11 protein-coding genes are annotated in these 10,620 nt (G+C 63.2%); 10 read left to right on the top strand and 1 reads right to left on the bottom strand.

Annotated features, from left to right (window positions below; all coding sequences use genetic code 11):
• From BG35_RS10000 to BG35_RS0103060, 4 genes are all read left to right on the top strand, one after another.
• A partial coding sequence (locus BG35_RS10000; RefSeq protein ID WP_173399727.1) for a 2-C-methyl-D-erythritol 4-phosphate cytidylyltransferase occupies positions 1-447 on the top strand: 447 nt, incomplete at its 5' end.
• A gap of 23 nt (positions 448-470) precedes the next feature.
• Entirely contained in the window at positions 471-1,958 is a 1,488-nt protein-coding gene (locus BG35_RS0103070) for a UDP-N-acetylmuramoyl-tripeptide--D-alanyl-D-alanine ligase (RefSeq protein WP_152535143.1), read from the top strand.
• A gap of 162 nt (positions 1,959-2,120) precedes the next feature.
• Entirely contained in the window at positions 2,121-3,053 is a 933-nt protein-coding gene (gene ccsB / locus BG35_RS0103065; protein ID WP_025781651.1) for a c-type cytochrome biogenesis protein CcsB, read from the top strand.
• Positions 3,035-3,331 carry a hypothetical protein gene (locus BG35_RS0103060; RefSeq protein WP_025781650.1) on the top strand — a complete coding sequence of 99 codons (297 nt, stop codon included), beginning with the start codon at positions 3,035-3,037 and terminating at the stop codon, positions 3,329-3,331. The genes ccsB and BG35_RS0103060 overlap by 19 nt, the downstream gene beginning before the upstream one ends.
• 26 nt (positions 3,332-3,357) lie before the next feature.
• Here BG35_RS0103060 and rpe read toward each other — a convergent pair whose 3' ends face one another.
• Entirely contained in the window at positions 3,358-4,041 is a 684-nt protein-coding gene (rpe, locus tag BG35_RS0103055; RefSeq protein WP_025781648.1) for a ribulose-phosphate 3-epimerase, read from the bottom strand.
• Between the two features lie 153 nt (positions 4,042-4,194).
• On the opposite strand from rpe, the gene glpX reads away from it, so the two are divergent.
• From glpX to BG35_RS12615, 6 genes are all read left to right on the top strand, one after another.
• Positions 4,195-5,199: a class II fructose-bisphosphatase gene (gene glpX / locus BG35_RS0103050; protein ID WP_025781647.1), complete on the top strand. Its 1,005-nt coding sequence runs from the start codon at positions 4,195-4,197 to the stop codon at positions 5,197-5,199.
• A 31-nt stretch (positions 5,200-5,230) separates the two neighbouring features.
• Positions 5,231-6,538 carry a glutamyl-tRNA reductase gene (locus BG35_RS0103045; RefSeq protein WP_025781646.1) on the top strand — a complete coding sequence of 436 codons (1,308 nt, stop codon included), beginning with the start codon at positions 5,231-5,233 and terminating at the stop codon, positions 6,536-6,538.
• A 67-nt stretch (positions 6,539-6,605) separates the two neighbouring features.
• Positions 6,606-7,898: a glucose-1-phosphate adenylyltransferase gene (locus BG35_RS0103040; protein WP_025781645.1), complete on the top strand. Its 1,293-nt coding sequence runs from the start codon at positions 6,606-6,608 to the stop codon at positions 7,896-7,898.
• 85 nt (positions 7,899-7,983) lie between these two features.
• Positions 7,984-9,402, top strand: coding sequence for an NADP-dependent phosphogluconate dehydrogenase (gnd, locus tag BG35_RS0103035; RefSeq protein ID WP_025781644.1), 1,419 nt, complete (start codon positions 7,984-7,986; stop codon positions 9,400-9,402).
• A complete protein-coding gene (gene pgl / locus BG35_RS0103030) occupies positions 9,399-10,109 on the top strand; it encodes a 6-phosphogluconolactonase (RefSeq protein ID WP_025781643.1) in 711 nt (236 codons plus the stop codon). Before gnd ends, pgl begins: the two co-directional genes overlap by 4 nt.
• Positions 10,110-10,137: 28 nt before the next feature.
• On the top strand, positions 10,138-10,620 hold a 483-nt coding region (locus BG35_RS12615; RefSeq protein WP_373276959.1), incomplete at its 3' end, for a type IIL restriction-modification enzyme MmeI.

Raw genomic sequence — 10,620 nt, 5'->3', positions numbered from 1 at the left:
GGCCTCCCTGCCGATGCTCGCCATGTGCTGATCCATGACGGGGCCCGTTGCCTGGTTGCGCCCCAGCTTTTTGATCGCTGTGGGGACGCGGTTGTCCACCGTGGCGCCGTGATTGCCGCGATCCCTGTTACAGACACCATCAAGCGGGTGTCCTCGAATCAGCAGGTGCAGGACACCATTGATCGCTCCCGGCTCTGGGCCGCCCAGACACCCCAGGGCTTCCCTGTGGACCAGTTGCGCCAGGCCCACCGGCTGGCACGTGAGCGCCAACTGACGGTGACGGATGATGCGGCCCTGTTTGAAGCTTTGGGTTGGCCCGTGGCGGTTGAGACGGGTAGCCCTCGGAATTTCAAAATCACCACCCGCTTTGATCTGGAACTGGCGGCATTGCTTCTGCAGTCACCCGGCGACAGCCAGGGTCTGGCCACCCGCACCCCGGCTCGTTAGCGTGGTCGTGGTTTTGATTGGTCGTGCCCTGCTCATTCTCCCCAGCAGACTGTGCCCGGATTCTGGGCTGCCCCATCTCCCCGGTCTCCTCCCTCCGGAGTCCCGGCCGGGGCATCAGCACCGATAGCCGACGGTTGCGGCCCGGGGAGTTGTTCCTGGCGCTCCGGGGCGAGAGCTTTGACGGCCATGACTACCTGACGGCAGCGGCGGCGCGAGGGGCTTGCGCCGCCATTGTGGACGCCACGGCGGCCCCCCGTCATCCGCCCCTGCCCCTGCTGCCGGTGGCGGACACCCACCAAGCCCACCAGAATCTTGCCCGGGCCTGGCGCCGGCAGTTGGGCTTGCCCCTGGTGGCGGTGACGGGATCCGCGGGCAAAACCACGACGCGAGAACTGATCAAAGCCCTGTTGGCGCCCCTGGGCATCATCCATGCCAGCCAGGAGAATGAAAACAACGGGATTGGCGTCCCCCGCACCATCCTGACGGCGGATGAAACCGTGGCCGCCATGGTGGTGGAGATGGCCATGCGGGGACCGGGAGAAATCGCTGAACTGAGCCGTTGCGCAGAACCGGATCTGGCGGTGATTACCAACATCGGTTCAGCCCACATCGGCCGTCTTGGCAGCCGCGAGGCCATCGCCTCCGCCAAATGCGAGATCACCACGGCTCTGAGCAGTACAGGGCTGGTGGTGGTCCCGGCCGGGGATCGCCTCCTGGAAGCCAGCCTGGCGGCCAGTTGGCAGGGCCCGGTCCATCGGGTGGCCTTGAGGAGTGACATCTTCCCCTCCGATCTACCCCCGGCGGACCGGTATGGCCAACTGAAGGGGAATGAGCTGCGTCTGGGGGGACGCTGTTGGCGTCTGCCCCTGCCGGGGACCCACCAGGCCCGCAACCTGATGCTGGCCCTGGCGTGCGCAGAGCATTTGGGCGCTATGCCCGAGAACCGTCACCTGGACCAGGTGCGACTTCCAGGGGGCCGTGCCCGTCAACTGCTGCTGGGCCCTGTCACCCTCTGGGATGAGACCTACAACGCCTCTCCGGAGGCTGTGCTGGCCACCACGGACATGGTGGCGGAACAGCAGGGGCGACACTTTGCCGTGTTGGGCCCCATGCTGGAGTTGGGATCCTTTGGCCAGGACTGGCATCAGCGCATTGGCCGGCATGTGGGCCGGCGAGGGTTTGACGGGCTGGTGGTGGTGGACGACGGTCCTCTTGGAGATGCTTTGGTGGCTGGTGCAGGCCGGACACTGCCGGTGGTGCAGGTGAGTGAGCCCCGGGCCGCCCTGGACCATCTGCTGGCATGGTTGAAGCCCGGTGATCATCTGCTGCTGAAAGCCAGTCGCAGCATCGCCCTGGAGCGGCTCATTCCCCTTCTGCAGGCCCAACTGAACTCTGCCCAGGCCCAGGACCCATCCCCTGAAAAGGTGCTGCGCCCGGAGGACTGGCCTGAAAACCAAGCTTTCAGCGCGCTTCAGCACCAACCGACGGGGCGGGGGGCGCCGCGTCGTTAAACGCCTGTGGAGCCGAAGGCAAGACGGGCTTGCCCGCACTTGGCCGTGAAGGAGGAACCCGCCTGAAGGAGGAGGCAATCAGCGAATCCGAGCAGGAAGCCCGGCCCTCTCAGGGCGGGGAGGAAGTCAATCTAACCTGAAGGCTCTCATAAGGCATCGGTGATGCCCATCCCTCTATTGACACCGACCGACCTCACCGCAGTCCTGGGGTTGGGAGCCCTGGTATTGTTTCTGGCGGCCTTGCCTGCAGCGTTCTGGGGGCTCATGGCAGGCAACCGTTCCCGGCAGTTGAGCACCGCCCTTGTGGCGATCGCCAACCTGTTCCTGGCGGCGTTGTTGCTGCGCCGCTGGATGGACACAGGTCATTTTCCGGTGAGCAACCTCTACGAGTCGCTGTGCTTCCTCAGTTGGTGCGCCAGCTTTACCCAGTTGCTGCTGATGCGCATCTCCCACCACGCCTGGATTCCCGCATTGACCACACCCCTGGCCCTGGGGACCTTGGCTTTTGCGTCCTTTGCCTTGCCCTCGTCCCTGCAGACGGCCAATTCCCTGGTGCCGGCCCTGCGCTCCAGTTGGCTGGTGATGCATGTGAGCGTGATCATGGCCAGCTACGGGGCGCTGCTGGTGGGATCCGCCCTGGCGGTGGGCGTGCTGCTGGCGAACCGGGATCAAGCCGTGGCCATTCGGGGAAGTTCCATCGGCAGTGGCGGCTTTCGTACGCCCACCATGGCCATGGGGGACAATTCCACCGGTCTCGCCAGCGAAACCTTCAGCCAGGCCGAGCGCCTGGACAACCTGAGCTACCGCACCATCACCGTTGGCTTTCTCCTTCTCTCCATTGGCATCATCAGTGGCGCGGTATGGGCCAACGAGGCTTGGGGCAGTTGGTGGAGCTGGGATCCCAAGGAAACCTGGGCACTCATCTGTTGGCTGGTGTATGCCGCCTATCTGCACACCCGCCTGAACCGGGGCTGGCATGGTCGTCGCTCAGCGGCACTGGCCGCCTCCGGATTCGTGGTGGTGGTGATCTGTTACATCGGTGTCAATCTTCTTGGCGTTGGCCTTCATAGCTACGGATGGTTTCTTGGCTCCTGACCACCGCCGCGGCGGTGGGTGCAATTATGGGACTTTCCACAGTGATTGCCGTGGCAGATCCTGCCATGGCATTGAAGTCCACGAAGGTCTACCAGCAGCTCTGCCAGGCCGAGGCCCGCCGCCAGGGGGCTCCGGGCGCGGTGGCCCAGGGATCGTGCCGATGTCTGCAGCAACGACTGGATTCTCTTGACCAGCCACCCCGCACCCTGGAGGATCTGCAAGCGTTCACCGAAAAGAACCAATTGGCCTGCGTGTTCCAGGCCATTCTCGAACTCTGAACACCCTGCCCGGCTCAGGAGCTGGATCAGACTGCGGCCATAGCGGGGTTGCGGCTGTTGCGGATGCCGTCAATGGCGGTGGCGTAGTCCGCCGCCCCGAACACTGCCGAGCCCGCCACCAAGGCGTTGGCGCCGGCATCAATGACGCTCCAGGCATTGCTGGCCTTGACGCCGCCATCCACCTCAATCCAGGGATCCAGACCCCGCTCGTCGCACATGTGGCGCAGGGTGCGGATCTTGTCCAGGGCCGAAGGGATGAAGCTCTGCCCGCCAAAACCGGGGTTCACGGACATGATCAGCACCATGTCGCAGAGTTCAAGGCAGTACTCCAGGGTGCTGAGGGAGGTGCCGGGGTTGAGCACGGCGCCCGCTTTCTTGCCCAGGTCCTTGATCTGGGCAAGGTTGCGATGAAGGTGGGGGCAGGCCTCCACTTGCACGTAGATGTGATCGGCCCCCGCCTGGGCGAAGTCCGGGACATACTTCTCCGGCTCCACGATCATCAGGTGAACGTCCAGGGGCTTTTCCGTCACCGGGCGCAGGGCGGCCACCACCAGCGGGCCAATGGTGAGATTGGGCACAAAGCGCCCATCCATCACGTCCACGTGGATCCAATCCGCCCCGGCCTGGTCCACAGCCCTCACTTCGTCCCCCAGTCGCGCAAAGTCAGCCGAAAGGATCGACGGGGCAATCACAAGGGGCTTGGGAGACATGGCGCTGCCGAAGTGGGTTGGGCTGATACTTCAGCCTATACCGGCGGTTGTGGCATTTGACCTCGATCCCGAGACAGCCTGGGGCACTGATAGACTTCCCTGCGCTTCGACCTCCGTCATGGAGGCGTGCATCAGACCTTTGCTTAAAAATCCGTGGACCGCAACCTGATTCAGGAACTGCTGGAAGTCGTCGAACAGGCGGCCATCGCGTCGGCCCAGCTCACCGGTCAGGGACGCAAAAACGATGCGGATGCCGCTGCCGTGGAAGCCATGCGCAAGCGCATGGGCTCCATTCCCATGGAGGGCCGCATTGTGATCGGCGAGGGGGAACGGGATGAAGCCCCCATGCTGTATATCGGCGAGGAGGTGGGCAGTGGCCATGGTCCCGGTGTGGACTTCGCCGTTGATCCCTGTGAAGGCACCAATCTTTGCGCCAACGCCCAGCCCGGCTCCATGGCGGTTCTGGCCGCCAGTGACCGTGGCGGCCTGTTCAACGCGCCGGACTTCTATATGAACAAGCTGGCGGCGCCGCCAGCCGCCAGGGGCAAAGTGGATATCCGCAAGTCCCCCACGGACAACCTCAAGATCCTGGCGGACTGCCTGGGGTTGGCCATTGACGAGTTGGTGGTGGTGGTGATGGACCGCACCCGCCACAAAAACCTGATCGCCGAGATCCGGAGTGCCGGCGCCCGCGTGAAACCCATCAGCGACGGGGACGTGAGCGCCGCCATTGCTTGTGGCTTCGAGGGCACCGGCGCCCACTGCCTCATGGGCATCGGCGCGGCGCCCGAGGGTGTGATCTCCGCAGCGGCGTTGCGCTGTCTGGGGGGGCACTTCCAGGGGCAACTGGTCTATGACCCGGCAATCGCCATGACCAAAGAGTGGGCCAACCTCACCAGGGAGGGCAATCTGGCGCGACTGGCGGAAATGGGCATTACGGATCCCGACCGGGTCTATGGGGCGGAGGAACTGGCCAGTGGCCGGAATGTAGTCTTTGCTGCCAGCGGCATTACCGATGGTCTCCTGTTCCATGGGGTGAAGTTTGAGCCGGACTGCACCCGCACCAGCAGCCTGGTGATTTCCTCCCTGGATCAAACAGCCCGTTTCACCAACACGGTCCACATCAAAGCGGGCGCCACCAAGGTGTCGTTGCGCTGAGCCGCCGGCGCCCTCCGCCCATCCTCCTCCCATGCACATTGCCGTCATTGGCCTCAGCCATCGCACCGCGCCAGTGGAGGTGCGGGAGCGGCTCAGCATCACGGACGAGACATTGCCCGGTTCCCTGAGGAGCTTGATGGCGGTCCAGGAGGTGCAGGAGGCATCCATTCTCAGCACCTGCAACAGGCTGGAGATCTATACCCTCCTTCGCCAGGCTGACGCGGGCATCGCCGCCATGGTGCGCTTCCTCAGCGACCACAGCGGCCTGCCCACCACGGAGTTGAAGCCCCATCTGTTTGACCTTCATCACGCCGAGGCCATTGACCACCTGCTGAGGGTTGCCGCCGGCCTCGACAGCCTGGTGCTGGGGGAAGGGCAAATCCTGGCGCAGGTGAAGAAAATGGCGCGCCTGGGACAGGAACACAAGTCCACCGGTCCCATTCTGGGGCGACTGCTGAACCAGGCAGTCAGCACCGGCAAGCGGGTGCGCAGTGAAACCAAGCTGGGCAAAGGAGCCGTCTCCATCAGCAGCGCAGCGGTGGAACTGGCCCAGCTCAAATGCGCCCAGGAGCGGGGTACACAGCACCCTGTCGGTCTTGGGGAGGAGGCCGTTGCCGTGGTGGGCTGCGGCCGGATGGGGCGGTTGCTGGTGCAGCACCTGGCGGCGAAGGGCTGCACAGCCCTCACCCTGGTGAACAGAACCACGGCCCGGGCGGAAGCCCTGGCCAGGGACTTTCCCCAACTGGCCATCCGTTGTGTGGGCCTGGAGCAGTTGGATGAAGAACTGCGAAGGGCTTCCATGGTGTTCACCAGCACGGCAGCCACCACCCCCATGCTCACCCGATCACGGCTGGAGCGGGTGGCGCCCATCCGCCGCCTCAAGCTTTTCGACATTGGCGTGCCCCGCAACGTCACCGCCGACGTGGCGGCTGTGGACGGGGTGGCGGCCTACGACGTGGACGACCTGGAGGAAGTGGTGGCCCGCAACAGGCTGGCCCGCCAGGCCACGGCCAGGGTGGCCGAGGCGCTCCTGCGCCAGGATGCGGAGGACTTTCTCGTCTGGTGGGACGGACTGGAAGCCGTTCCTGTTCTGAACCGGCTGCGGCGCACCATGGACGAGTTGCGTGAACAGGAGTTGCTCAAGGCCCTCAGCCGCATGGGGCCGGACCTCTCGGCCCGGGAGAAGAACGTGGTGGAAGCCCTCAGCAAAGGCATCATCAACAAAGTGCTCCACGGCCCCGTAACCCGCCTGCGGGGACCCATGGAGCGACAGAAGCGACTGGAACAACTGCAGGTTGTGTGCGAATTGTTTGATCTGGATCAGTCCGAGACGTCTTGAATTCGTCCACCGGGTCTTGCCGTTTGCACCCTCCATCAACGAAAGTGAAGGTGTTAGCAGCGTGTCCATGAAGCGGGTCTTGGGAATCATCCTCGGCGGCGGCGCCGGAACCCGTCTCTTTCCCCTCACCAAGATGCGGGCCAAACCGGCTGTTCCCCTGGCCGCCAAGTACCGCCTGATCGACATTCCGGTTAGCAACTGCATCAACTCGGGCATCAACAAGATTTATGCCCTGACCCAGTTCAACAGCGCCTCCCTTAACCGCCACCTTACCCGCACCTACAACCTCTCGGCAGGCTTTGGTCAGGGGTTCGTGGAGGTTCTCGCAGCCCAGCAGACCCCGGAGAGCCCCAGTTGGTTTGAAGGCACCGCCGATGCGGTGCGCAAGTACAAGTGGCTCTTCCGGGAATGGGACGTGGACGAGTACCTGATCCTCAGCGGCGATCAGCTTTACCGCATGGACTACGGCGCCTTTGTGGCCTCCCACCGGGCCCTGGGGGCAGACATCAGCGTGGCGGCCCTGCCGGTGACCCCAGAGCAGGGCCAGGGCTTCGGCCTCATGCGTACGGACTCCTCAAGGCGCATCCTGGAGTTCCGCGAGAAGCCCCGTGGCGAGGCCTTGGACCAGATGCGGGTGGATACCTCCGTCTACGGGATCTCACCGGAAGAGTCCCGGGAGAAGCCCCATCTGGCCTCCATGGGCATTTACGTCTTCAGCCGCAAGGCCCTGTTCGACCTGCTGGATCAGAATCCCTCGGCAACGGACTTCGGCAAGGAGATCATCCCCACGGCCTTGCAGGACCACGACCTGCGGGCCTACCTGTTCAACGACTACTGGGAGGACATCGGTACGATCCGGGCATTTTATGAAGCCAACCTGGCCCTGACCGAACAGCCGTTGCCGGCGTTTTCCTTCTACGACGAGGCGTTCCCCATTTACACCCGTCCCCGCTACCTGCCCCCCACCAAGCTGCTGGACAGCCATGTGACCGAGTCCATCCTTGGGGACGGCTCCATCCTGAAACGTTGCAGCATTCACAAGTGTGTGCTGGGGGTGCGCAGCCGCATCGGCAGCGGCGCCGTGCTGCAAGACACCCTGACCATGGGCAGTGACTACTACGAGTCCAACGGCCAGCGGGAGGCGGTGCGGGCCAAGGGGGGCATTCCCCTGGGTGTGGGCACCGGCTCCACGGTGAAGGGGGCCATTCTGGACAAGAACGTGCGCATTGGCGCCAATGTCCAGATCATCAACAAGGACCGTGTTGAGGAAGGGGATCGCCCTGAATTGGGCTTCTACATCCGCAGCAATCTGGTGGTGGTGATTAAAAACGCCGCCATCCCCAACAACATGGTGATCTGACCGTGATCCAGCCCCTCGGCCCTGGCACTCTTCCCAGTCCCTTAAGGCCAATCCGGCCAAACTGTTCCTAGTCCAACAACACGTCATGAGCAAGGCGCACTTTGGCCTGATCGGCCTCGGCGTCATGGGGGAGAACCTGATCCTCAACGCCGAGCGCAACGGCTTCAGCAGCGTGGTCTACAACCGCACCCGGGAGAAGACGGACGCCTTCATGGCGGGTCGCGGGTCGGGCAAGGCCATCCAGGCGGCCTACACTCTGCCGGAATTTGTCCAGCAACTGGAACGCCCCCGCCGCATCCTGATGATGATCAAGGCGGGCGCCCCCATTGACGCCACCATCGACACCCTGGCGCCCCTGCTGGAGGAGGGGGATCTGCTCATTGACGGCGGCAACTCCCTCTACATGGACACGGAGCAACGGGTGACGGCCCTGGAAAGCCGGAGTTTCGGGTATATCGGCATGGGCATCTCCGGCGGGGCCAAGGGGGCCCTGGAGGGACCGAGCATGATGCCCGGCGGCACCAGGCAGGCCTACCAGGCCATCGCCAGCCTGGTGGAAACCATGGCCGCCCAGGTGGAGGACGGTCCCTGTGTGGCCTACATGGGTCCCGGTGGGGCCGGCCACTTCGTCAAGACCGTTCACAACGGCATTGAATACGGCGTGGAGCAGATTCTGGCGGAAGCCTACGACCTGATGAAGCGGGGCGCCGGCCTGGATGGTCAGGCCATGGCCGACGTGGTGGGCGCCTGGGGCCAACTGGAGGAGTTGAGTTCCTACCTGGTGGAGATCACGGAGGTGTGTCTGCGCACCAAGGATCCGGAGAGCAGCGCCCACTTGGTGGAAAAGATCCTGGACGTGGCCGGTCAGAAGGGTACGGGCATCTGGACGGTGATCAGCGCCCTGGAGATGGGGGTGGCGGTGCCCACCATCTATGAATCCGTCAATGCGCGGGTGCTCAGCTCCCTGAAGGCGGAGCGGGTCAAGGCCGGCGCCGTTCTGGCTGCCCCCCCCGCCACCTCTGTGGAACTGGGTAGCGTGGCGGACGGCATGGCGCCGCTGCGGGATGCGGTCATCCTCAGCATCATCACCAGCTATGCCCAGGGGCTTGCCCTGTTGCAGCGCGGTTCGGAGCGGCACAACTATGACCTGAACCTCACCAGCATCGCGAGAATCTGGAAAGGGGGCTGCATCATCCGCGCCAAGCTGCTGGGCCGCATTCAGACCGCCTTCCGCGAGGATCCCCAGCTTCCCAACCTGATGGTGGATCCCTGGTTTGCCCAGCAGGTCAATGGACGGCTGGACAACCTGCGCACCGTTGTGCAGGCGGGCGCCCGGGCGGGCATCCCCCTGCCGTGCCTCTCGTCGGCCCTGCATTACATCGACAGCTACCGTTCACCCCGGCTTCCCCAGAACGCCGTGCAGGCCATGCGGGATTGCTTCGGGTCCCACACCTATGAACGGGTGGACCGGGAGGGGAGCTTCCACACGGAGTGGCTGGCATGACCCGTTACCGCCTGCAAACCAGCCCGGACAAGGCAGCCCTGGCCCACGCCGCCGCCGCCGCCATGGCAGCAGTGATCCGTAACGCCGCCACCCGGCAGCCCCGCTGCGTCATGGCCCTGGCGGGGGGAAGTACGCCGGAGGCCGCCTATGGCCACCTGGGACAGGAGGATCTGCCCTGGGAGAGGGTGGAACTGGTGCTGGGAGACGAGCGCTGGGTGGATGTCCAGGATCCCGCCAGCAACGCCCGCATGGTGCGCCACCGTTTGCTCAGCGGCAGTCGCGCCCACCGGGCGCGGCTCCACCCTGTGGCCACCCACCTGCCCAATCCCGAAGCCGCGGCCCGGGCCTATGGGGATCTCCTGCAAACACTCTGCCCCGGCCAACCGCCCCGGCTTGACCTGGCGCTCCTCGGCCTCGGCGATGATGGTCACACGGCATCCCTCTTCCCCGGCACAGCCGCCGTAAATGTTGAAGATGAATGGGTCACCGTGGGCTTGGGGAAGGGCCTGCCCCGGGTGTCCATGACGGCCCCCCTGCTCAGCGCCGCCCGGCAGGTGATCATCCTGGTGGCCGGCGCCGCCAAGCGCCAAGCCCTGGAGCGGCTCCTGGATCCCCAGGAAGATCCGGCGCGCACCCCCGCCAAGCTGGTGGCTCCCAAGGGGGAGGTGCTGGTTCTTTGTGATGAGGCGGCTGTTTCCGTAGGGTGATTTCTGCCGGACTTGCGGCAACATGACCATGGAACTAAGCCCTGAGCAAAAGCAGAGGATTCGCGAGAAAGCTGAACAATTTGTAGAAAGATGGACGAGGAAATATTATGTAAGAGAACGTGAAGAATCTCAAACATTCATCAATGAATTCTTTGGGATTTTTAACATTGACCGTTTGGATAGCAATATCTATTTTGAGCGTAGCATTTCCAAAAGCGAAGATAACAAGCGAATTGATGTTCTTTGGCCTGGTGTTATTCTGATTGAAAACAAAAGTTCTGGCGAGAACTTGAATAGAGCATTTGACCAGCAAGCAAGAGAATATTTTTACATGCTTAGAATGAAAGATCGTCCCAAATGTATTCTTGTCAATAATTTCCATATATTCAAACTTTATGTTATAGAAAACCAGAACCTGATTGAATCGGAATGCTTCCATATCAAGAAGTTGCCAGGCAAAATTAATTTATTTTACTACTTCTTTGATCATAGTCCTTCAATAGCAGAACAA

The organism is Candidatus Synechococcus spongiarum SH4 (assembly GCF_000586015.1).
In the GTDB taxonomy this organism is placed as follows: domain Bacteria; phylum Cyanobacteriota; class Cyanobacteriia; order PCC-6307; family Cyanobiaceae; genus Synechococcus_B; species Synechococcus_B spongiarum_F.
The sequence above is the reverse complement of the archived record's forward strand: the minus strand, read 5'-3'. Positions and strand labels throughout refer to the sequence as shown.